At 72.1% G+C, this 20,764-nt stretch carries 18 protein-coding genes; 10 read left to right on the top strand and 8 right to left on the bottom strand.

What is annotated here, in order from left to right; genetic code table 11:
* Positions 1-19 precede the first annotated feature (19 nt).
* The 3 genes from ACH45N_RS20190 to ACH45N_RS20180 all read right to left on the bottom strand — a co-directional run bounded on the left by ACH45N_RS20190 (position 20) and on the right by ACH45N_RS20180 (position 3,743).
* Positions 20-1,651, bottom strand: coding sequence for a hypothetical protein (locus tag ACH45N_RS20190; protein WP_397397099.1), 1,632 nt, complete (start codon positions 1,649-1,651; stop codon positions 20-22).
* A 113-nt stretch (positions 1,652-1,764) separates the two neighbouring features.
* The gene (locus tag ACH45N_RS20185; protein ID WP_397397097.1) at positions 1,765-2,733 is read right to left on the bottom strand and encodes a carbohydrate ABC transporter permease; all 969 of its coding nucleotides are present in this window, start codon (positions 2,731-2,733) and stop codon (positions 1,765-1,767) included.
* Positions 2,730-3,743: an ABC transporter permease gene (locus ACH45N_RS20180; RefSeq protein ID WP_397397095.1), complete on the bottom strand. Its 1,014-nt coding sequence runs from the start codon at positions 3,741-3,743 to the stop codon at positions 2,730-2,732. The genes ACH45N_RS20185 and ACH45N_RS20180 overlap by 4 nt, the downstream gene beginning before the upstream one ends.
* 344 nt (positions 3,744-4,087) lie before the next feature.
* Here ACH45N_RS20180 and ACH45N_RS20175 point away from each other — a divergent pair, with 344 nt between their 5' ends.
* Positions 4,088-5,146: a LacI family DNA-binding transcriptional regulator gene (locus ACH45N_RS20175; protein WP_397397093.1), complete on the top strand. Its 1,059-nt coding sequence runs from the start codon at positions 4,088-4,090 to the stop codon at positions 5,144-5,146.
* A 166-nt stretch (positions 5,147-5,312) separates the two neighbouring features.
* Here the strand turns inward: ACH45N_RS20175 and ACH45N_RS20170 are convergent, their stop codons facing one another.
* Together ACH45N_RS20170 and ACH45N_RS20165 are read right to left on the bottom strand one after the other, a co-directional pair.
* Positions 5,313-6,557: a glycosyltransferase gene (locus ACH45N_RS20170; protein ID WP_397397091.1), complete on the bottom strand. Its 1,245-nt coding sequence runs from the start codon at positions 6,555-6,557 to the stop codon at positions 5,313-5,315.
* A 71-nt stretch (positions 6,558-6,628) separates the two neighbouring features.
* Entirely contained in the window at positions 6,629-7,243 is a 615-nt protein-coding gene (locus tag ACH45N_RS20165; protein WP_397397089.1) for a TetR/AcrR family transcriptional regulator, read from the bottom strand.
* Between the two features lie 137 nt (positions 7,244-7,380).
* Between ACH45N_RS20165 and ACH45N_RS20160 the strand changes: the two genes are divergently transcribed.
* The 5 genes from ACH45N_RS20160 (at position 7,381) to ACH45N_RS20140 (ending at position 11,608) form a co-directional block, all read left to right on the top strand.
* Positions 7,381-8,100 (top strand): hypothetical protein, encoded by a 720-nt coding sequence (locus ACH45N_RS20160; protein WP_397397087.1) that lies wholly within the window; start codon positions 7,381-7,383, stop codon positions 8,098-8,100.
* 49 nt (positions 8,101-8,149) lie between these two features.
* Positions 8,150-9,694 (top strand): peptide MFS transporter, encoded by a 1,545-nt coding sequence (locus ACH45N_RS20155; protein ID WP_397397085.1) that lies wholly within the window; start codon positions 8,150-8,152, stop codon positions 9,692-9,694.
* 39 nt (positions 9,695-9,733) lie between these two features.
* A complete protein-coding gene (locus ACH45N_RS20150) occupies positions 9,734-10,198 on the top strand; it encodes a LysE family translocator (RefSeq protein ID WP_397397083.1) in 465 nt (154 codons plus the stop codon).
* 11 nt (positions 10,199-10,209) lie between these two features.
* Positions 10,210-10,821, top strand: coding sequence for an AAA family ATPase (locus ACH45N_RS20145; RefSeq protein ID WP_397397081.1), 612 nt, complete (start codon positions 10,210-10,212; stop codon positions 10,819-10,821).
* A 313-nt stretch (positions 10,822-11,134) separates the two neighbouring features.
* The gene (locus ACH45N_RS20140) at positions 11,135-11,608 is read left to right on the top strand and encodes a MerR family transcriptional regulator (protein WP_397397079.1); all 474 of its coding nucleotides are present in this window, start codon (positions 11,135-11,137) and stop codon (positions 11,606-11,608) included.
* A gap of 67 nt (positions 11,609-11,675) precedes the next feature.
* On the opposite strand, the gene ACH45N_RS20135 is transcribed toward ACH45N_RS20140, so the two are convergent.
* The 3 genes from ACH45N_RS20135 to ilvD all read right to left on the bottom strand — a co-directional run bounded on the left by ACH45N_RS20135 (position 11,676) and on the right by ilvD (position 15,707).
* A complete protein-coding gene (locus ACH45N_RS20135) occupies positions 11,676-12,596 on the bottom strand; it encodes a hypothetical protein (protein ID WP_397397077.1) in 921 nt (306 codons plus the stop codon).
* A gap of 69 nt (positions 12,597-12,665) precedes the next feature.
* Positions 12,666-13,907 carry an MFS transporter gene (locus ACH45N_RS20130; protein ID WP_397397075.1) on the bottom strand — a complete coding sequence of 414 codons (1,242 nt, stop codon included), beginning with the start codon at positions 13,905-13,907 and terminating at the stop codon, positions 12,666-12,668.
* A gap of 90 nt (positions 13,908-13,997) precedes the next feature.
* Positions 13,998-15,707, bottom strand: coding sequence for a dihydroxy-acid dehydratase (gene ilvD, locus ACH45N_RS20125; RefSeq protein WP_397397073.1), 1,710 nt, complete (start codon positions 15,705-15,707; stop codon positions 13,998-14,000).
* A 177-nt stretch (positions 15,708-15,884) separates the two neighbouring features.
* On the opposite strand from ilvD, the gene ACH45N_RS20120 reads away from it, so the two are divergent.
* The 4 genes from ACH45N_RS20120 (at position 15,885) to ACH45N_RS20105 (ending at position 20,696) form a co-directional block, all read left to right on the top strand.
* A complete protein-coding gene (locus tag ACH45N_RS20120) occupies positions 15,885-16,877 on the top strand; it encodes an aldo/keto reductase (RefSeq protein ID WP_397397071.1) in 993 nt (330 codons plus the stop codon).
* Positions 16,878-17,052: 175 nt separating this feature from the next.
* Positions 17,053-18,591 carry a sugar ABC transporter ATP-binding protein gene (locus ACH45N_RS20115; protein WP_397397069.1) on the top strand — a complete coding sequence of 513 codons (1,539 nt, stop codon included), beginning with the start codon at positions 17,053-17,055 and terminating at the stop codon, positions 18,589-18,591.
* Positions 18,588-19,577, top strand: a complete 990-nt coding sequence (locus tag ACH45N_RS20110; RefSeq protein WP_397397067.1) for an ABC transporter permease — start codon at positions 18,588-18,590, stop codon at positions 19,575-19,577. Before ACH45N_RS20115 ends, ACH45N_RS20110 begins: the two co-directional genes overlap by 4 nt.
* A 123-nt stretch (positions 19,578-19,700) precedes the next feature.
* Positions 19,701-20,696 carry an ABC transporter substrate-binding protein gene (locus tag ACH45N_RS20105; RefSeq protein WP_397397065.1) on the top strand — a complete coding sequence of 332 codons (996 nt, stop codon included), beginning with the start codon at positions 19,701-19,703 and terminating at the stop codon, positions 20,694-20,696.
* Positions 20,697-20,764 lie beyond the last annotated feature (68 nt).

Below are 20,764 nucleotides of genomic sequence, written 5' to 3'. Positions count from 1 at the left end.
GGTCCCGGCTCGGGTCAGTTCAGCCCTGGCGGTCCGCCAGGGCCGTCTCGTACTCGTCGCGGATCGTGTCGCCGCCGCCCTTGGCCCACGCCGCGGCGGCGTCGGCCCAGGCGGTGACGGGCTTGCGCCCGGCGAGGATGTCGCCCTCCACGGAGGCGAGCTTCTCGCCGAGCTGGCCGCCCTTGCGGCTGGCCGTGTCACTGAACAGGCCCTGCACCGGGTTGCGTACCGCGGTCGGCACCACGGCGGCCTGGGCGTCGTGCTCCGCCTGCGCGACGTCGGGGTCGCCGGCCTGGAAGTTCACCCAGGGGCCCTCGACCACGTACTTGAGCCCGAGCTGGATCTCGGTGCGGCCCTGGTCGGTGAGCACCGGGTCCGTGCCGTCGAGCTCGTGGTGCACGCCCTCGACGCCGTAGGTGCGGAAGAGGTGCTCCTCGGAGCCGAACGGTGCGGCGAGGTAGTTGATCAGGCTGAGCAGCGCCTCGACGCGGCCCTCGGACTTCTTGCTGATCGACGTGATGTTCTGGACGGGCGCGCCCAGGTGGATGCCCGCCATGCCGCCGCCCTCGGCGAGCGGGGGCGCCGCGACGGCGAGCCGGAAGTTCTCGTCGATCGGGTAGTTCGAGAAGTCGGGCCACGCGCTGAACGTGTCGTCGAGCATCCGGATGGTGCCGTTGACCAGCCAGGTCTTGCGCTGCGGCTGGGTGGCCGGGACGCCGTCCGGGTGCACGAGACCGTCAGCGACCAGACGCCGGCCGAGCTCCAGGGCGTCCTGCTGGCGTTCGTGCAGGTTCGCGCTGGTGAGCTTGCCGCCCTCCTCGGACCAGCCGTTCGGGATCTCGTACATCTGGCGCAGGTACCCCAGCGGCACGCGCCCGAGCGCCCAGGTGTTGCCGCCCGAGAGCTCCTTGCACAGGTCGTAGAACTCCTCGGCGGACGTCACCTGCGGGTCGATACCCTCGGCCTCGAACCAGTCCTGGCGCGCGTAGAACACGGTGCTCTGCGCCGGCCCGCGGGGGACCGGGACGGCGAAGATCTTGCCGTTGTAGACGCAGGACTGCCAGCTCTCCGTCGGGATGTTCGCGAGGAACGGGTACTTCTTCACGGCGTCGCCCGAGAGGAGCTCGGTCAGGTCGGTCGCCCGCTCCTCCAGCAGGCTCGGCAGGCCGGGGACCTCGCCGGGGAACATCTCGAAGATGTCCGGCAGCCGGTCGCCGGCCACCGTCGTCTGGAACCGGTCGGAGTAGTCGCCGGCCGGCGTGAGCGCGATCGTCAGGGCGAAGCCGAGCCGTTCGTGCAGCTCCTGCCAGTAGGCGTTGTTGTCGACCGACGGCGGCACCGGCGTGTTCGTCAGCCCGAAGATGCCGACATCCTTGCCGTCGCCGACCGTCCCCTCCGTCACCTTCTGGGGGCTGGCCGGATACTTCAGCATGGTGTCGGGCACGCCGTCGGTGCCCTTGATGTCCATGGGCACGCCGTCGTACGGGACGTACGTGGGGAGGGCGACGCTGGCGCTGCCGGTCAGGGCACCGCCGCCGCGACCCTCGTTGCTGCAGCCGGCGAGGCCGAGCACGGCGAACGCGCCGAGGCCCATGCCTCCCATCAGCAGGCTGCGACGGCTGATGTTCGTCTCCGTGAGCAAACGGTTCATGACTACTCCTCATCGAGCGGGGTGGAGCGGGGGCAAAGCGGGGGGCAAAGCAGAGGGAATGCAGGAAAAGCAGAGGGAATGCAGGGTCGGGATGTCGGACGGCGCAGGCCGGGTCAGCCCTTGACCGCGCCCGTGAGCATCCCCTTGGCGAAGTGGCGCTGCAGGAAGGGGTAGACCAGCAGCACCGGCACGATGGAGACCACGAGGATCGCCATCTGCAGCGACGTCTGGGGTGGCAGGGCGGCGGCGTCGATGCCCAGGTCCTGGGAGCCGAGCTGGGCGCCGTCCACCACGTAGGTGCGCAGCACGAGCTGGAGGGGCCACTTGCTCGCGTCCGACATGTACAGCAGCGCGTTGAAGAACGCGTTCCAGTAGCCGACGCCGTAGAACAGGCCGACGACGGCGAGCACCGGCTTGGACAGGGGCAGCCCGATGCGCCAGAAGAGCTGCCACTCGGTGGCGCCGTCGATCCGCGCGGCGTCGATCACCTCGTTCGGGAGCTGGACGAAGAACGCCCGCACGACCACCACGTTGAACGCTGAGACCGACGTCGGGATGATCAGCGCCCACAGCGTGTCCAGCAGGCCGAGCCGCTGGACCACGAGGTAGCTCGGGATGATCCCGGGGTTGAAGAGCAGGCTGATCAGCACCACGAGCAGCATCGCCCGGACGCCGAACGCGCCCTTGCGGCTCAGGGCCCAGCCGAGCGTCGTCGTCAGCGCGAGGCTCAGCGTGGTGCCGATGCCCGTGACGACGACGCTGATCCACAGCGCCTGCGTGACGACGCCGCCGGCGAAGATCATCTGGTAGGCGCTCAGGTCGATCCCGGTGGGCAGGAGCACGAAGCCGCCCGCCTCGGTGACCTGCTCCGGCGTGGCCAGGCTGGTGGAGATGATGCCGACGAACGGCAGGATCACCAGGGCGCAGGCGATCGTCAGGACGACGCCCTTGACAGTGCGCTCCAGGGGGCCGGGCATCGCCACGCCGTCGATCACGGGGCGCGTGCGGCTGCGCGGCCGGCTGTCGTCCCTCTGGGGGCCCGGCGTGGTCGGGGCCGGTCCTGCGGTGGTGGTCGCGCTCATGCTCGGTACACCCCTTCCTCGCCGAAGGCGTGGGCGGTCTTGTTGGCGACGAGGACCAGGACCAGCCCGATCGCTCCCTTCACGAGGCCGACGGCGGCCGCGACGCCCCAGAACCCGCCCAGGACGCCCTGGTTGTAGACGTAGGTGTCGAGCACGTCGGACACACCGAGCCCGACCGCCTGCTGCTGGAGGATCAGCTGCTCGAACCCGACGCTCAGGGAGTCACCGAGCTTGAGGATGAGCAGCATGATGATGATCGGCCGCATGCCCGGCAGCGTGATGTGCCAGGTCTGGCGCCAGCGCGACGCGCCGTCGACGGCGGAGGCCTCGTACAGCGACTTGTCGATGCCGGCCAGCACCGCGAGGAACAGGATGGTGGCCCACCCGGTGTCCTTCCAGATCACCTGCGACGTGATGAGCGCGTAGAAGGCGTCGGAGTTGCCGATGACGTCGATGGGCTGCCAGCCGTGCGACCGCAGGAAGTTGTTGATCAGCCCGGCGCCGCCGAGGATCTGCTGGAACACCGCGACCACGATCACCCAGGACAGGAAGTGCGGCAGGTACAGGATCGACTGCACCCACTGGCGCACGCGGTTGGATACCAGGCTGTGCAGCAGCAGGGCCAGGATGATCGGCGCGGGGAAGACGAAGACCGTCTGCAGCAGCGTGATGACCAGGGTGTTGCGCAGCGCGGCCAGGAACTCGGGGTCGCCGGAGAACAGGATCTGGAAGTTATCGAACCCGACCCAGAGGCTGCGCTCGATGCCGAGGTACGGCTGGTAGTCCTGGAAGGCGATGACGTTCCCGCCGAGGGCCAGGTACTGGAAGACGACGATGACCGCCATGCCGGGCAGCGCCAGCAGCAGCACCGCGCGGTCGCGGGCCAGCCGCCGCCACCAGGGCAGGGGCCTGCGGATCCCCGGCGCTCCGACAGCTCCTCCGGCACCTCCTCCTGCCGTGCGACGGCGGGAGGACGCGCGTCCCGCGCGGGCCTCGTCGACCGCGGTCATCCCGCGGTCCCCGGCACGTCACGCACGTGCGGCGCGTTGTCAGGCATGGTGTCGCTCCTCGGTGAACGGACTGATGGTTTCGTCGCTGCTTGGTACATCGTTGTTCCACGGGTGATCTCGGTGCGACGGCTTGCTCCATTGCCACGGGGCTGCACCATTGCAGAGTGATCGATCACCGCTTGCGGGTTAGGCTAGGAGGTGATCGATCACTTCGCAAGGGCCTCTCCTGCGACGACGATCTGTGCCGGTGATCCGCGGGGCCGTGCCAGAATGCCCGCGTGCCACACGGACGCGGGCGCTGACCAGCGGTGATGAGCAGCGGTGATGAGCAGCGAGGACGGGGCATGGCGAACGAGAGCTCGACCCACACGGTGGCCGGCGGCGCGACCGAGAAGCGGCGCGCGACGATCTGGGAGGTCGCGAAGGCGGCCGGGGTCTCTCACCAGACCGTCTCGCGCTACCTGCGCAACGACGCCAAGATGCGCCCCGAGACCGTGGCCCGCGTGCGCCAGGCCGTCGAGGAGCTCGACTACCGCCCCAACCTGACGGCCCGGTCCATGCGCACCCGGCGCAGCGGCCGGGTGGCCGTACTGCTCCCGGCGGTGGCCACGTACGGCCCGCCGCAGATCCTGAGCGGCGTGATGGAGGTGGCCCACGAGCACGGCTACACCGTCGAGGCGCTGAGCGTCGAGGGGACGCCGGCCGACCGCTTCGAGCGCGTGCTGGAGCTCGCCGACTCCGGTCAGGTCGAGGGCGTCCTCGCCCTCGCGCCGTTGCCGCCCGGGTCCGGCGGGCGGTTCCCCGAGCGGGCCGCGATCGTCGTCTCGGCGGACTACGACGACAAGTTCCGGGGCGTCGGCGAGCTGGCCGACGGCTCACCCGTCGAGGACCTCGTCGTGCGTCTCGCGGAGCTGGGCCACCGCCGGTTCCTGCACGTGACCGGTGCGCTCGACTACGCCTCCGCCCGGGGACGCCGCGACGTCTTCGTGGCCACGGTCGAACGGCTCAGGCTCGGTCCGGCCGTGGTCGTCGAGAGCGACTGGTCGGCCGAGGGTGCCCGCGCCGCCGTCCTCTCCCTGCCGGAGAAGGACCACCCGACCGCCGTGATCGCGGCGAGCGACGTCGGCGCCGCCGGTGTGGTCCTGGGCGCCCGGGAGCGCGGGTGGACCATCCCGGGCGACCTCAGCGTGACCGGCTGGGACAACAACCAGCTCGGGGCGTACCTCGAACCCACGCTCACCACGGTCAACGTCGACCATCGCAAGCTCGGGCGGGCGGCCATGGCGCGGCTGGTCGCCACGCTCCAGCCGGAGACGGCGGCCGCACGCGAGGCCGAGGCGGCCTCGGACGGTCCGCTGAACACGATCATCTGGCGCGGCTCGACGGGCCGGGCGCCGTCCTGACGTCAGCACCCGCCGCCCGCCACAACCGCCCGCCTCAGCCGCCCGCCTCAACCGCCCGCCTCAACCGCCCAGCCCTGTTCGTTGAGTGCTGGCTATTTGCGGTTCTGACGTGCAGAACAGCGCAAATAGCCAGCACTCAACGAACGGGCGGGTCAGGTGGAGCGGGTCAGGTCAGGGCGGCGGTCAGGGTCGCGGCTACGTCGGCCGGGGTGGGCATGGCCGCGATCTGGGCAGCCACCTTTCCGGCTGACTCGGCGTAGGTCGGGTCGGTGCGGAGGGTCACGACCGCCTTGGCCACCCTCTCCGGGACGTCCGGTCCGGGCTGTACGGCGATGCCGGTGCCGGATGCGCTGACCACCGCGGCCTGGAGGAACTGGTCGGCGCCCTGGGGCACCACGACGAGCGGCAGGCCACGCGCCAGCACGCCGAGCGTCGTGCCGGCGCCGCCGTGGGTGACCACGAGGTCGACGTCGTGCAGCAGCTCCGCGAGCGGGGTGAAGGTCGCGAAGGTGATGCCCTCGGCCGCGGAACCCGTGCCGACGGAGCCCGTGCCTGCGGAACCCGTGCCTGCGGAGCCCGTGCCGGCAGAGCCGGCGACGGCGTAGTCCGCGGCGCTCGCGGTGAGGCCGAGCGTGACGACGAGGTCGACGCCGACGGTGCGCAGCTCGGCGAGGATCGGGGTCAGCGTGGCCGGGTCCGAGAAGTGCGTGCCGAACGTGACCAGCACCCGGGGGCGGTCGCCGGACGCGCCGGTACCGGCGTTCGCCGCTTCAGTGCTCGTGTTCGTGTTCGTGTTCGTGTTTGCGGCGGCGCCCGGCCCCTGGTGCGGCTCCGGTCGGACGGGGAGCCGGTTGGCGGGTGCCTGCCAGCCGGGCGGCTGGAGGAGGTCGGGGCACGGGTCGATCTGCCACCGGGCCGGGACCGGCGTCAGGCCGCGGTCGGCGTACCGGCTCGCGACGAGGGCGGTCATGCCTTCGGTGAACTCGGCGGGGATCGCCGGGCCGAACGCCATCGTGGCGACCGGCACGTCCAGCGCGGCGGCGACGAGGGGCCCCACGAAGTCGAGCGCCTCGGCCACGATCAGGTCGGGGGCGAAGGCCCGGGCGGCGGCGACGGCGTCGTCCGCGGTCAGGTCCACGCGGGTGCCCGCGAAGAAGTCGGCGACGGCCTCCGGCCGGGGGTCCGCGGCGGCGTCGACGCCGGTCCGGCGCCCCGACTCGGCGAACAGGACGTCCGCCGTCGGTCCGGCGGGGAGCAGCTTGATGTTCTCGGCGTCGAGCAGCGGCGCGAACGCCGCCGCCGTCAGGACGGCGACCTGGTCGCCGCGGTCGCGGAACGCGCGGGCGAGGGGGAGCAGGGGCAGCAGGTGCCCGTGGGCGGGAGTACTTGAGAAGAGTATGCGCACATTCATTAGTGTAGGACTACTGCGGATTGCCGAAACCCCGGCATGTCCCCTGGGCCAGGCCCTGGTCAGGATCCGGATCAGGCCCCGAGCAGCGCGAACTCGACCTGCTCCCGCAACCACGCGCGGCACGTCTCCGGGTCCCAGCCGAGGGCGCCGAGCCGCAGCCACGACTCCGGGCTGAGGTAGTAGGCCAGGACGTCGGTCGCCCGTTCGGCGCCCAGCCCCTCCCGCAGCGCGCCCAGCGTCTGCAGCCGGGCCGCGATGAGCCCGAACCGTTCGCGCAGCAGCCGTTCGGTGCCCTGGAACGTCGCGCCGATCTCCGGGTCTGCCGACGCGTTGGCGATCAGCAGGGTCATCAGCCGGCTGTGCCGGTGGACGACGTCGCCCGTGCTGTGCAGCGTGAGGGCGATGATCTCGTGGGCGTCGTCCGAGCCGGCGATCGCGGCCAACGTCTCCTGGATGCTGTCCTCGCCCGACGCCCGCTCGGTCAGGCCGCGCACCAGGCCGAGCTTGGTGCCGAACGCCACGTACACGGTGTTCGGGGACACCCCGGCCTCCTGTGCGATGCGGCCGATCGTCACCCGCGCGTAGCCGTCCTGCGCGAAGAGCGCCTCGGCCGCGTCCAGGATCGCGGCCCGTGTCGCGGCCGCCGCCTGATCGCGTACGGCGGACCGGTAGGGGCGAGATGTCATGCGGCCCAGCCTAAGGAGCGGCGGCCCGCGGCGGCCGCACGGGCTGGGCCGGACAGGGCAACGGGTTGGGGCGGACAGGGCAGGGCTGGACAGGGCAGGGCTGGACAGGACCGCCTGCCTGCGCTGAGGTAACCCGCATGAGGTGGCGCAACGGCGAGCAGGGCTACGGCATCGTCACGAAGGTCCTGCACTGGCTGACGGTCGCGCTCCTGGCCGCCCAGCTCGCGGTCGGGTACGCGATGGACGACGACGGCGACGTGCCCGACGTCGACTGCGACCCGCCGGGGGAGGACCGCAGCGGCGGCGACACCACCGACGCCGAGGAGGACCGGTTCGACCAGCTCGAGGAGGCCTGCGAGCAGGCCCAGGACCTGCGCGAGCAGGACGCCGGCGACGCCGTCGGCTCGGCGTGGTCGGACCTGTGGTCGGGCGGCGGGACCGGCAGCGGAACCGGCGGCGGGACCGGCGGCGGGACGGGCGACTGGGCGGGTGGCCTGTTCGACGGCCAGGGCGGGCTCGCCCTGCCGGCGTGGCACGTCCTGCTCGGGCTGGCGATCATCGCGATCGGCGTGCTGCGCGTGGTGTGGCGCAGCTCGACGCCGCTGCCACCCTGGGACCCGCGGCTGACCCGGACCGACCGGAAGGTGCTGCACCACGCCGAGCGGATCCTGCTCGCGATGCTGTTCGTGGTCCCGGCGACCGGGATCGCGCTGATGGTGGGCAGCACCGACCTCCTGCCGCTGCACATCGCCGCGCACCTCTGTTTCTACGCGGCGCTGGTGGCGCACGTCGGCGTGGTGGTCCGACGGCGGGTGGTGGGCCGGATGCTCTGGGGGCGGCCGACCGTGGGGCGGTGAGTTTTCCGCCCGACGTGCGCCCCGCCCCCGGGGCACCGACGATCGGGGAATGAGCACAGGCTCGGCGACACCGCCGTCAGGAACCGGACCGGACCCGACACCTCCCGCCGCCGTGGCGGGCGACCGGCGGTTCTTCGGGCATCCCCTCGGACTGATGACGCTGTTCACGACCGAGCTGTGGGAGCGGTTCAGCTACTACGGCATGCGCGCGATCCTGGTCTACTACCTGACCGACACGATCGCCAACGGCGGCCTGGGCCTCGACCAGACACTCGGCGAGGCCGTCGTCTCGATCTACGGCACCGGCGTCTACCTGCTGTCCGTGGTCGGCGGCTGGCTCGCCGACCGGGTCATCGGCGCCCGGCGCTCCACGCTCTACGGCGGCATCATCATCGCCGCCGGCCACGTATGCCTCTCCGTGCCCGCCGCCGGGTTCTCCTACCTGGGCATCGTGCTCGTCGCCCTCGGCACCGGCCTGCTCAAGCCCAACGTGTCCTCGATGGTGGGCTCCCTGTACGACCGGCAGGACCCGCGCCGCGAGTCGGCGTTCTCGATCTTCTACATGGGCATCAACATCGGCTCGTTCTTCTCGCCGATCATCGTCGGCGCCGTGCGCGCCGTCTGGGGTTACCACGCCGCGTTCTCCGTGGCCGCGATCGGCATGGGGATCGCGCTGGTGTTCTTCGTGCTCGGCCGCAAGAACCTGCACGGCGCGGGCGACGTCGTCCCCAACCCCATCCTGCCGGGAGAGCGGCCGGCGCTGGCGCGGATGTTCGCGATCATCCTCGGCGCCGTGGTCGTGGTGTACGTCATCGCCGTGCTCGTGGCCGGCGGCTGGGGCGTGCACGCCCTCATCGACGCCCTGAGCTACATCGCGTTCCTCGCCCCCATCGCGTTCTTCATCATGATGTACCGCTCGCCGCGCGTGACCGACGCCGAACGCCCCCGCCTGGTCGCCTACATCCCGCTGTTCGTGGCGGCCATGCTCTTCTTCATGATCTTCGAGCAGGCCGCGACGACGCTCGCGACCTTCGCGGCCGACCGGACCTCGCGCGAGGTCCTCGGGTTCACCGTGAGCCCCGAGTTCTTCCAGTCGATCAACCCGGCCTCGATCATCATCCTGGCCCCGGTGTTCGCCTGGCTGTGGGTCCGCACCAAGGACCGGCCGCCGACGCCGTACAAGTTCGCGATCGGCCTGGCGCTCGCGGCCCTCTCGTTCCTGGTGCTGGCGGCGGCGTCCGCCATCGCGGGCGACGACCTCACGCCCGGCTGGGTGCTCGTGGTCGTGTACGTGATCCAGACGCTCGGTGAGCTGTGCCTCTCCCCGGTGGGCCTGGCCGCGACGACCCTGCTCGCGCCGCGCGCCTACCAGGGGCAGGCCATGGCGCTGTGGTTCCTCGCGCCCGCCGCCGGGCAGGCCATCACGGCGCAGCTCGTCCAGGCGACCGAGGGCGCGTCCGACACCGCGTACTTCGGCGGCATCGGCCTGGTCGCCCTGGGCTTCGCAGCCGTCCTCGCGCTGCTCGGGCCGTGGGTCACGCGGCACGTGCGCCGCGCCGACCAGCTCGAAGGGGTGCACACGAGCGGGGAGTAGCGGGGAGCAGCGGGGAGTAGCGGAGAATAGGGTGGCGCCATGCCGACCATCGAGACCCTCGTCGCGTTCACGGTGCTCAAGCTGCTGGGCGCCGGCTACCTGGTCTACCTGGGTGTGCAGGCGATCCGGCACCGGCGCGACGGCGTGGGGCCGGACGGCGAGGGGGCCGGCGCAGCGGTGCGCCGGGCGCCGTCGCACGGGGCGATCCTGCGCCAGGGCTTCGTCGTGGGCGTGACCAACCCCAAGACGATCGTGTTCTTCGTGGCCGCGCTGCCCCAGTTCGTCGACGTGCGCGCCGGGCAGGTGCCGCTGCAGATGATGGTGCTCGGCCTGGTGTTCACGCTGGTCGCGCTCGTCCTCGACAGCCTGTGGGCGCTCCTGGCGGGTGCGGCGCGCACGTGGTTCGCGTCGTCGCCGCGCCGCCTCTCGGCGATCCGGGCCACGGGCGGCGGCATGATGATCGGCCTCGGCGGGACGCTCGCACTCAGCGGCAGCAGGGCGTGAACGAGCAGGGCTTGAACGAGCAGGGCGTGAACGAGCAGGGCGTGAACGAGCAGAGCGTGACCGGGAGCACCGGTACCCGCCTCGCCGTCGTGCGCGGACCGTCCGGGGCGGGCAAGTCGACCGTGGCTGCGGAGCTGCGCCGCAGGATGGGCCGGGGGACGGCGCTCGTGCAGCAGGACTACCTGCGTCGCATCCTGCTGTGGGAGAAGGACGTGCCCGGCGGGGTCAACATCGGGCTGATCGACACCGTGGTGCGCCACTCGCTCGACGCCGGCTACTCCGTGGTGCTGGAGGGCATCCTGGCGTTCGACCACTACGGGCCCATGCTCACCGCCCTGGTCTCCGACCACGCCGGGACGACGGCGTGCGTGTACCTGGACGTGCCGTTCGACGAGACGATCCGCCGGCACACGACCCGCCCGCAGGCTGCCGACTTCACGCCCGAGCAGATGGCGGACTGGTTCGCCCCCGACGACCGGCTGCGTGTCGCGGAGGAGTTCGTCGTGGGGCCGGAGTCGTCGGCCGAGGAAACCGTCGGGAAGCTGTTGGCGGCGCTGGATGGCAGCCGGGTTCGCGATGAGAAATCACCGGCGGGAAAAGTGCGCCCACAGGGGATGAATTGATCTATACCATTGCCGACTTTCCGCGCAATCCTGCGGGTGAGGGCTAAATCCCACCTGATACGTTGCAATAGGTAGTTGCCGTGTCTGGGACGGGGACTATCGAGCGACCCCCTCCGCAGAGGGCCCCTGCGGAGGGGCAGAACGGGTCTGCGCGTGGACGTGTCCGTGGTGTGGGCGGCTCTGCTGTGGGCGGCCCAGGGGTGGGCGACGTGGGCGGCTCTGGCGCGCGCCCGTGCTCCCGTCGCGCCGGTACGGTCTGTCCCACGCGTGCGGTCTGATGCACGCGTTGCCCGTCGACCGAAGGAGGAGATCGTTGCGCACCAGCGAGCTGGCGGCCCTCGCCGGCGTGACGATCCGTGCCCTACGGAACTATCACCGCATCGGGCTGCTCGAGGAGCCGGGCAGCCTGGTGGACGACGACGGCGATGCGGCCGACGACTCCGCAGCCGACGACTCCGCCGACGACGACCGCGAGTACGGCGTGCGCCACCTGGCCCGGCTGCTGCGGATCGCGCGCCTGACCGAGCTGGGCGTGCCGCTGGCCGTGCTGCCCGAGGTGCTCGACGACCCCGACGCCGCCGCGGACCTGCTGGACCGGCTCGACCGCGAGGCGGCCGCCGAGATCAGGCGCCTCGCCTGTCGACGGGCCGTGATCGCCGTGCTCAGGGAGCACGGGACCGTGCCCGACCTGCCGGCCGAGCGGCCGTCGCAGGTCGGGGCGCCGGTCCGCGACGGTCGGCACGTCCGCGCGCTGCACACCGTCGAGGAGCGCGGGCGGGGCGACTGACGCCGGCGCCGGTCGCGTCCGCGTCTCGCCTCGCCTCTCACGCCGGGCTCGCCTCTCACGCTGGGCTTCAGCGCCCGCGTGCCGCGCGGCGACGACGGCGGCGGGCCTGCGCCGCGCGGTCCTCGGCGTCGTCCAGCTCGTTCTCGACCGCGGTCAGGTCGGCCCGCGCCTCGTCCGCCTCCGCACGGGCCTCGTCGAGGGCGCGGTGCGCCGCGTCGCGCTCGGCGGTCAGCTGCGCGAGCTCCTCGTCCAGGCGCGCGGCCGCGTCCTTCGCGTGCTCGACGGCGGTGTCCGCGGCGTCCACACGGTCGCTCGCGTCGTCGCGCCGGGCCTCCAGCCGGTCGACCTGCGCGGAGGTCTCCTCGACGGCTCGTTCGGCAGCCGCTGCCGGGTCGGGCTCGGCGTCTTCCGCGGCTTTCCCCGGCTCCGCCGCGTCCGGCCGCAGCGGCACGAGGTCCGCCTCCTCGCCGTGCTCGTCGACGATCCCGAAGCCGGCGTGCTGCAGGCCGCGCGCCAGACGTCCGGCGCGGACGGCGGCGCCGGCGTCCGCGTCCATGACGGCGGCCGTCAGCGTCTCGGTGAGGCGGTCGAGGACGGCGGCCGACACCGGCCGCCCGCCGACCTCGCCGGCGTCCCGCACCGCGCTGACCAGCGCCTCGGTGCGCTCCCGGCGCAGGTGGTCCAGGGCCTTGATGCGGGCGCGGTCGCGGTCCTGCGTGGCGGCGCGGAGCTCGTCGCCGACCGCGGTCAGCGCCGCGACGTCGTCCGGGCGCTCCCGCACCACGTGGTTGATCACCCACGCCGCGACCGACGGTTTGGGCAGGCGCTTGATCCGCTCCGCGCCGAGCCGGTCGCCGTCGTCGGCCACCTGTCTGGCCGCGGCGTCGCGGGCGGCCACGAAGCCGTCGAGCGGCTGCGTGTACAGGGCGTCGACCATCGCGTCGAGATCCGTCGCGTCGGGATCAGGGGGTTCGGGCCGCGCTGTCACGGTCTCACCGTGGCACGGCCGCCGTCGTTCCGCCCGACAGCGTGCCGACGCCGGCCCCGCTTCCCCCGCCTACGCCGGCGCGCCGCCCCCGGAGCGGCGGTCCCGGTCGGCCCGGCCGGTCCAGTGCCCCACCCAGAGGGCGCCCAGCAGGGCCAGCACACCGATGAGGACCGGCGCCGCGGCCAGCGGCGCGATCGCGGCGACGGCCGAGACGAGCAGGGGCCCGCCGGTGTTGCCGATGTCGCCGCACAGCCGCCAGCCACCGAGGAACTGCGACCGGCCCTCCTCCGGCGCGACGTCGGCCCCCAGGGTCATGACGATCCCCGAGCCGAGCCCGTTGCCCAGCGCGATGAGTGCCATCACGAGGCCGACGGTGAGCGCCGAGTCGGCCAGGGGGAGCAGCAGGCAGCCGACGCCGACGGCGACGACCACGGGCACCGCCACGATCCGCCGGCCCTTGGTGTCGAGCAGCCAGCCGCCCGGGAGGGTCAGGGCGATGTCGATCGTCGCCGCGACGGCGAACAGCAGGGAGACGACGGCGGCGGAGATGTGCACGTGGTCGGCCCACAGCGGCAGCAGGCCGGTGCGCACCGACCGCGAGGCGCCGATGATGATGACGGCCACGCCGAGGGTGAGCAGGGTGCGGCGGTGCTCCCACAGCACGGAGTGCACCGGCAGCGGGACGGCGCCCCGGCGGACGCGGCCGAAGTCCGGCATCCGCGTGACGATCAGCGCCGACGCGACCGACGCGCACGCCGCGAGCAGGAACACCGAGCGCACGCCGAACAGGTGGATCAGGAGCGCGCCCAGCAGCGGGCCCACGAGGATGCCCAGGCGCATCGACCCGCCGAGCAGCGCCATGCCGCGCGCCCGGTGGCTCACCGGCACCGCGTCGATGAGGAACCCCTGCCGGGCCAGCAGGAACGCCGTCCAGCTCATGCCGCTGACGAAGACGCACACGCACAGCAGCCAGACCGAGGGCACGAAGAACGCGACCAGCATCGCCACCGCGTCGACCAGCCCGGCGATCACCAGGGTGCGGCGCTCGCCGAGCCGCGCCACGAGCGCGCCCGAGGGCAGCGAGTTGGCGAGCTGCCCGATGCCCAGCAGGGCGACGACGAACGCCGCCAGCGCCGTGCCCGCCCCCAGGTCGCCGGCGTGGATCGCCAGCACGGGCATGACGGCGCCGTGGCCGATCGAGCTGACGACAGACGGCAGGTAGGCGACGACGGCGATGTCGCGAAAACGGAAGTCCCGGTCGTCCCCGGTACCTTCCGCACCAGGACCGCCGCTACCGCCGTCGCTCGTCACACCGCCATCGTGCCAGATAGTTACCCTCGGCAACGACCTGGTCCGCAGTGTGGGCGGCACTCCAGCCCTACCCCTATTCGAGCACCGCCCCTATTCGAGCACGGCCCCCTTCGACGCCGACTGGACCAGCTTCGAGTACTTGGCGAGCACGCCCCGCTGGTACGAGTGCGGCAGCGGCGCCCAGCCCGCCGAGCGGGCCTCCAGCTCGGCCGGGTCGACCAGCAGGTCGAGCGTCTTGCTCGCCACGTCGAGGCGGATGCGGTCGCCGTCGCGGACAAAGGCGATGGGTCCGGCATCGACCGCCTCGGGCGCGATGTGCCCCACGCACAGGCCGGTGGTGCCGCCGGAGAAGCGGCCGTCGGTGATGAGCAGCACGTCCTTGCCGAGGCCCGCGCCCTTGATGGCGCCGGTGATGGCCAGCATCTCGCGCATGCCCGGACCGCCCTTGGGGCCCTCGTAGCGGATGACGACGACGTCGCCGGCCTGGATCCTCCCGTCCTCCAGCGCGTCGAGCGCGCCCCGCTCCCGCTCGAACACGCGCGCGGTGCCCTCGAAGACGTCGGAGTCGAAGCCCGCCGACTTGACGACGGCGCCCTGCGGGGCCAGCGACCCGTTCAGGATCGTGATGCCGCCGGTGCGGTGGATCGGGTTGTCCATGGCCCGCAGGATCTTGCCGTCCGGGTCGGGCGGCGCGATGTCGGCGAGGTTCTCGGCCATGGTGCGGCCCGTGACGGTCAGGGCGTCGCCGTGCAGCAGCCCGGCGTCGAGCAGCGCCTTCATCACCACGGGCACGCCGCCGATCCGGTCGACGTCGTTCATGACGTACTGCCCGAACGGCTTGAGGTCGCCCAGGTGCGGCACGCGGTCGGCGACGCGCGAGAAGTCGTCGAGGGTGAGCTCCACCTCGGCCTCGTGCGCGATGGCGAGCAGGTGCAGCACCGCGTTCGTGGACCCGCCGAACGCCATGACGACGGCGATCGCGTTCTCGAACGCCTCCTTGGTCAGGATGTCGCGCGCCGTGATGCCCTTGCGGAGCAGGTTCACCACGGCCTCGCCGGACCGGTGCGCCCAGGTGTCACGGCGGCGGTCGGCCGCGGGCGGCGCCGCGGAGCCGGGCAGCGACATGCCGAGCGCCTCGGCCGCCGACGCCATCGTGTTGGCCGTGTACATGCCGCCGCAGGCGCCCTCGCCGGGACAGATCGCGCGTTCGATGCGGTCGACGTCCTCCTGGCTCATCAGCCCGCGCGAGCACGCGCCGACCGCCTCGAAGGCGTCGATGATCGTGACCTGCTTCTCGGTGCCGTCGGTCAGCTTGACCCAGCCCGGCATGATCGAGCCGGCGTAGAGGAACACGCTGGACAGGTCCAGCCGGGCGGCGGCCATCAGCATGCCCGGCAGCGACTTGTCGCAGCCGGCCAGCAGCACCGAGCCGTCCAGGCGCTCGGCCTGCATGACGGTCTCGACGGAGTCGGCGATCACCTCGCGGGACACGAGCGAGAAGTGCATGCCCTCGTGCCCCATCGAGATGCCGTCCGAGACGGAGATGGTGCCGAACTCCAGCGGGTAGCCGCCCGCCGCGTGCACGCCCTCCTTGCTCGCCTGCGCGAGCCGGTCCAGCGAGAGGTTGCAGGGCGTGATCTCGTTCCACGAGCTCGCGACGCCGATCTGCGGTTTGGCGAAGTCTTCGTCACCCAGCCCGACGGCGCGGAGCATGCCGCGCGACGCGGTGGCCTCCAGGCCGTCGGTCACCTGTCGGGAGCGGGGCTTGACGTCGACCGGGGGGTTCTCGTCAGTGGTCATCCTGCATTGTGCCTCGCCTGAGCTGCCCCGCGCGCCTCGCGGGGCCCAGGGGAGCTGCCGACTGATCGTCCCGAACGTCCGTTCCGCGAGCCGCACTCGACGTGCTATACATCTGATGTTTTCGCCGGTGCTGTCCAGTCGGCGTCGTCCAGCCGGTGCCGTCGAGGAGGACCACACATGCTGACCACCGAGGTGCGCGCCACCGGCGTCCGGCTCACCACGCTCGGGTGCGGTGCCGCCCCGGCCGGCAACCTGTACCGGGCGACCACGGACGAGCAGGCCCACGCGACCTTCCAGGCCGCGTGGGACGCCGGGATCCGGTACTTCGACACGGCGCCGCACTACGGCCTCGGCCTGTCCGAGCGCCGGCTCGGCGCCTACCTGCGCACCCGGCCGCGCGACGAGGCGGTGGTGTCCACGAAGGTCGGACGACTGCTCGTCCCGTCGCCCGAGACCGCAGACCGCACCGACCCCGAGATGTTCGACGTGCCCGCCACCACGCGCCGGGTCTGGGACTTCTCCCGCGACGGCGTGCTCGCCTCGATCGAGGCCAGCCTGGAGCGCACCGGCCTGGACCGGTTCGACGTCGTCTACCTGCACGACCCCGACGAGCACTGGGCGCAGGCCGCCCACGAGGCGCTGCCTGCGCTCGTCGAGCTGCGCGACCAGGGCGTGGTCGGCGCGATCGGTGCCGGGATGAACCAGTCCGCGATGCTGACCCGGTTCGTGCGCGAGACCGACGTCGACGTGGTCATGTGCGCCGGGCGGTTCACGCTCCTGGAACAGCCCGCGCTGGCCGACCTGCTTCCTGCTGCGGCCGAGCGGGGCGTCGCGGTCGTCGCGGCCGCCGTCTACAACTCGGGGCTCCTGGCGCACGACCGGCCGCCGTCGGACGCGACCTACGACTACGCGCCCGTTCCCGCCGGGCCGCTCGACCGGGCCCGCCGCATCGCCGCGGTGTGCGAGGAGCACGGGGTCACGCTGCCCCAGGCGGCGCTCGCCTACGTGCGCACGCACCCGGCGGTGGTCAGCACCGTCGTGGGGCTGGGTGAGCCGGGGCACGCGGTGCAGGCCGCGCAGCGGGCGGCGGTGCGGGTGCCGGACGACCTGTGGCCGGCGCTGGCCGACGCCGGGCTGCTCGCGCCGGCGGCAGTGCCGGCCGCACGCTGACACTCAAGAACATCCGATCTATGTGCGCCCGGAGGCGGCATCGCGCGCCAAAACCACGCGAATATCCCGTAAAGCCTTGAGATGCATCCGATGTCTGCGGTTGAATGCCAGCAGTTGGCTGCGAGTGGTTGGACGCAAGTGGTTGGACGCAAGGCACGTACGCAAGGGAGCTCACGTGACGAACGGCCCGGTACTTCTCCGTGCCACGGGGATCAGCAAGTCCTTCCCCGGGGTGCGCGCGCTCGACGACGTCCACCTCGACCTGCGGCACGGCGAGGTGCTGGCGCTCGTCGGCGAGAACGGGGCGGGCAAGTCCACGCTCCTCAAGCTGCTCTCCGGGATCCACCGGCCCGACGCGGGGACCATGGAGCTCGACGGCACGCCGATGAGCCCTTCCGGGCCCCGGGAGGCCAACGAGCTCGGCATCAGCGTGATCCACCAGGAGTTCCACCTCATGCCCGACCTCACGGTCGCGCAGAACATCTTCATCGGCCGCGAGCCCCGGCGCGCCGGGCTGCTCATCCGGGACGACGAGCTGGAGCGCCGCACGGGCAAGCTCTTCGAGCGGCTCGGCATCCCGCTGGACCCGCGGCAGCCCGTGGCGCACCTCAGCGTCGCCGGCCAGCAGATGGTCGAGATCGCCAAGGCCCTCTCGTTCGACGCCCGCGTGCTGATCATGGACGAGCCGACGGCGGCGCTCACCGAGACCGAGGTCGCGACGCTGTTCCGGATCGTGCGCGACTTCGTCTCGCCGCGCACCGGCGTCATCTACGTGTCGCACCGGATGGACGAGATCAAGGAGATCTCCGACCGCATCACGGTGCTGCGCGACGGCCGGTACGTCGACACGCTGCCGACGGCGACCACCGAGACCCGGGACGTCATCGCCGCCATGGTGGGGCGGCAGCTCGCGACCGGGGTGCGGCCCGGGCCGGCGCCCGAGGTGGCGGACCGGGAGGTGGCGCTCGCGGTGCGTGGCCTCAGCACCCGCTCGCTCCTCAACGACGTGTCGTTCGAGCTGCGCCGCGGCGAGATCCTCGGCCTCGCGGGGCTCATGGGCGCCGGCCGCACCGAGGTGGCCCGGGCGATCATCGGGGCGGACCGGTCCACGGGCGTGGTCGAGGTGGCCGGGCGGCCCGTCACGGTGCGCAGCCCCGCCGACGCCGTCCGGCACGGCATCGGCTACCTCTCGGAGGACCGCAAGCGGTACGGGCTGCTGCTGGACCAGGACGTGGTGCGCAACGTCATGCTGTCCTCGCTGCGCGGCATGACGCGCGGCGGGTTCGTGCGGGACGCCGACGGGCGCCGGGTCGCCACTGAGATGGTGGACCGCCTCTCGATCCGGACGCCGTCGGTGACCCAGCGGACCAAGAACCTCTCGGGCGGCAACCAGCAGAAGGTGGTCCTGGCCAAGTGGCTGGTGCGGGACTGCGACGTGCTGATCGTCGACGAGCCGACGCGCGGGATCGACGTCGGCGCCAAGGACGAGATCTACACGCTGCTCACGGGGCTGGCCGCGCAGGGCAAGTCGATCGTCGTCATCTCGTCGGAGCTGCCGGAGGTGCTGCGGCTGGCCGACCGGATCGTCGTCATGTGCGAGGGCCGGGTCACCGGGACGCTCGCCAACGCCGACGCGACCCAGCACCACATCATGGAGCTCGCGACGCGGTTCGGTGCGGACCGCTCGCTCGTCACGACCGGAGGCGACGCATGACCACGACCATCTTGGGCAGGGCCGGGCTGGGCAAGAACGGGCTGGGCAACCGCCAGCAGCTCCAGCAGCTCCTCGCCTTCGGCGGGCTGGTGGTCATCTTCGTGTTCTTCTCGGTGGCCAGCCCGTACTTCCTGGACTGGGCCAACGTGAAGGGCATCCTGCTGGCCACGGCCGTCACCGGGATCATGGCGCTGGGCGCCACGCTCGTCATCGCCACCGGCGGGATCGACCTCTCGGTGGGCACCGGCATGACGCTGTGCTCGGTGATGACCGGCGTGTTCCTGGCCAACCTCGGCCTGCCGCTCGTCGTCGGGGTGCTGGGCGGGCTCGCGATCGGGGCGCTGATCGGCCTGCTCAACGGGCTGAACGTCGCCTACCTGCGGCTGCCGCCGTTCATCGCGACGCTCGCGATGATGATGGTGGCGCAGGGCCTGTCGCTCGTCATCTCGGGCACCAAGCCCATCTACTTCAGCGACGTGCCCGGGTTCGGCCAGCTCGCGGGCGGCGAGCTGCTGCCGGGGCTGCCGAACGCCGTCCTCATCTTCTTCGTCGCCGCCGTGCTGGCGGGCGTGACGCTCAGCAAGACGCTCACCGGGCGCTACGCCCTCTCCATCGGCTCCAACGAGGAGGCGACGGCGATCTCCGGCGTCGACGTCCGGCGCTGGAAGGTGGTCATCTACGTGGTGGCCGGCCTGTTCACGGGGCTCGCCGGCGTCGTCATGGCCTCCCGGCTCAACTCCGCGCAGCCCGGCCTCGGGCTGGGGTACGAGCTGGAGGCCATCGCCGCCGTCGTCATCGGCGGCACCTCGCTGCGCGGCGGCAAGGCGACGATCCTCGGCACCGTCATCGGCGCGCTCATCATGGCGACGCTCACCAACGGCCTGCGGATCATGTCGATCCCGCAGGAGTGGCAGAAGGTCGCCGTCGGCATCGTGATCGTGCTGGCGGTGTACGCCGACATGCTGCGGCGCGGCAAGGAGGCGTGACGAGGAGCCTGACGCCGCCGTCCGGCCTGCCCGAGCCGACCCTGCCCGACCCGACCCGCCCGACCCGACCCGCCCGACCTGAACACAGACGTTCGACCCGACCATCGAAGGAGCTGGACTCGGATGAACAGCAGCACCACACGCAGGCGCCTGACGGCCCTTGCCGCGGCCACCTCCGTGACCGCCCTCGTCCTCGCCCTCGGGGCGTGCGCCTCGGGCGGCTCGGCAGGCGGAGCGCCCGGGACGGGCGACAAGCCCTACGTCGCCCTGGTCTCCAAGGGCTTCCAGCACCAGTTCTGGCAGGCGGTCAAGCAGGGCGCCGACGACGCCGCGGCCGAGCTCGACGTCGAGGTCACGTTCGAGGGGCCGGAGACCGAGACCGAGGTGGAGAAGCAGCTCACCATGCTGCAGACGGCCCTGGACAAGAGCCCCGACGCGATCGGCTACGCGGCCCTCGACTCCGAGGCGTCCATCCCGATGATGACGGACGCGCAGTCGCGCGGGATCCCCGTCATCGCCTTCGACTCGGGTGTGGACTCGGACGTGCCCGTGACCACGGTGTCCACGGACAACCTCGCCGCGTCGGCCGAGGCGGCCAAGCACATGGCCGAGCTGGTCGGCAGCGGCAAGATCGCGATCGTGGGGCACGACCAGACGTCCCAGACCGGCCAGCAGCGCGTCGAGGGGTTCACGCAGTACATCGAGGAGAACGCGCCCGACATCGAGATCGTCGACACCCAGTACGCCGCGGGCGACCAGCTCAAGTCGGCCGACGCCGCGAAGGCGATCATGCAGGCCCACCCCGACCTCAAGGGCATCTACGGCACCAACGAGGGGTCGGCGATCGGCGTCGTCAAGGCGGTGCAGGAGTCCGGCCGGGCCGGGGAGCTCACGGTGATCGGCTTCGACTCCGGCACGGCGCAGACCGACGCGATCCGCGACGGGCTGATGGCCGGGGCGATCACCCAGGACCCGATCAGGATGGGCTACGAGACGGTGAAGGCCGCCGTCGCCGCGATCGACGGCGAGGAGGTCGAGCCCGTCATCGACTCCGGCTTCTACTGGTACGACGAGACGAACATCGATGACGAGGAGATCGCCGCGGTCCTCTACGAGTAGGTCCTGTCAGACCCCATCCACGTGTCAGACGTACAGGTCACCCGGGGGACCTGTGCGTCTGACACGTG

It is taken from the genome of Promicromonospora sp. NPDC019610 (assembly GCF_044389365.1).
Classification (GTDB): Bacteria; Actinomycetota; Actinomycetes; order Actinomycetales; family Cellulomonadaceae; genus Promicromonospora.
The sequence above is the reverse complement of the archived record's forward strand: the minus strand, read 5'-3'. Positions and strand labels throughout refer to the sequence as shown.

Excerpts from the sequence above, each read along its gene's own strand:
- ACH45N_RS20190 (WP_397397099.1), bottom strand. The coding sequence starts at position 1,651 with ATGAACCGTTTGCTCACGGAGACGAACATCAGCCGTCGCAGCCTGCTG.
- ACH45N_RS20185 (WP_397397097.1), bottom strand. The coding sequence starts at position 2,733 with ATGAGCGCGACCACCACCGCAGGACCGGCCCCGACCACGCCGGGCCCC.
- ACH45N_RS20180 (WP_397397095.1), bottom strand. The coding sequence starts at position 3,743 with ATGACCGCGGTCGACGAGGCCCGCGCGGGACGCGCGTCCTCCCGCCGT.
- ACH45N_RS20175 (WP_397397093.1), top strand. The coding sequence starts at position 4,088 with ATGGCGAACGAGAGCTCGACCCACACGGTGGCCGGCGGCGCGACCGAG.
- ACH45N_RS20170 (WP_397397091.1), bottom strand. The coding sequence starts at position 6,557 with ATGAATGTGCGCATACTCTTCTCAAGTACTCCCGCCCACGGGCACCTG.
- ACH45N_RS20165 (WP_397397089.1), bottom strand. The coding sequence starts at position 7,243 with ATGACATCTCGCCCCTACCGGTCCGCCGTACGCGATCAGGCGGCGGCC.
- ACH45N_RS20160 (WP_397397087.1), top strand. The coding sequence starts at position 7,381 with ATGAGGTGGCGCAACGGCGAGCAGGGCTACGGCATCGTCACGAAGGTC.
- ACH45N_RS20155 (WP_397397085.1), top strand. The coding sequence starts at position 8,150 with ATGAGCACAGGCTCGGCGACACCGCCGTCAGGAACCGGACCGGACCCG.
- ACH45N_RS20150 (WP_397397083.1), top strand. The coding sequence starts at position 9,734 with ATGCCGACCATCGAGACCCTCGTCGCGTTCACGGTGCTCAAGCTGCTG.
- ilvD (WP_397397073.1), bottom strand. The coding sequence starts at position 15,707 with ATGACCACTGACGAGAACCCCCCGGTCGACGTCAAGCCCCGCTCCCGA.
- ACH45N_RS20120 (WP_397397071.1), top strand. The coding sequence starts at position 15,885 with ATGCTGACCACCGAGGTGCGCGCCACCGGCGTCCGGCTCACCACGCTC.
- ACH45N_RS20110 (WP_397397067.1), top strand. The coding sequence starts at position 18,588 with ATGACCACGACCATCTTGGGCAGGGCCGGGCTGGGCAAGAACGGGCTG.
- ACH45N_RS20105 (WP_397397065.1), top strand. The coding sequence starts at position 19,701 with ATGAACAGCAGCACCACACGCAGGCGCCTGACGGCCCTTGCCGCGGCC.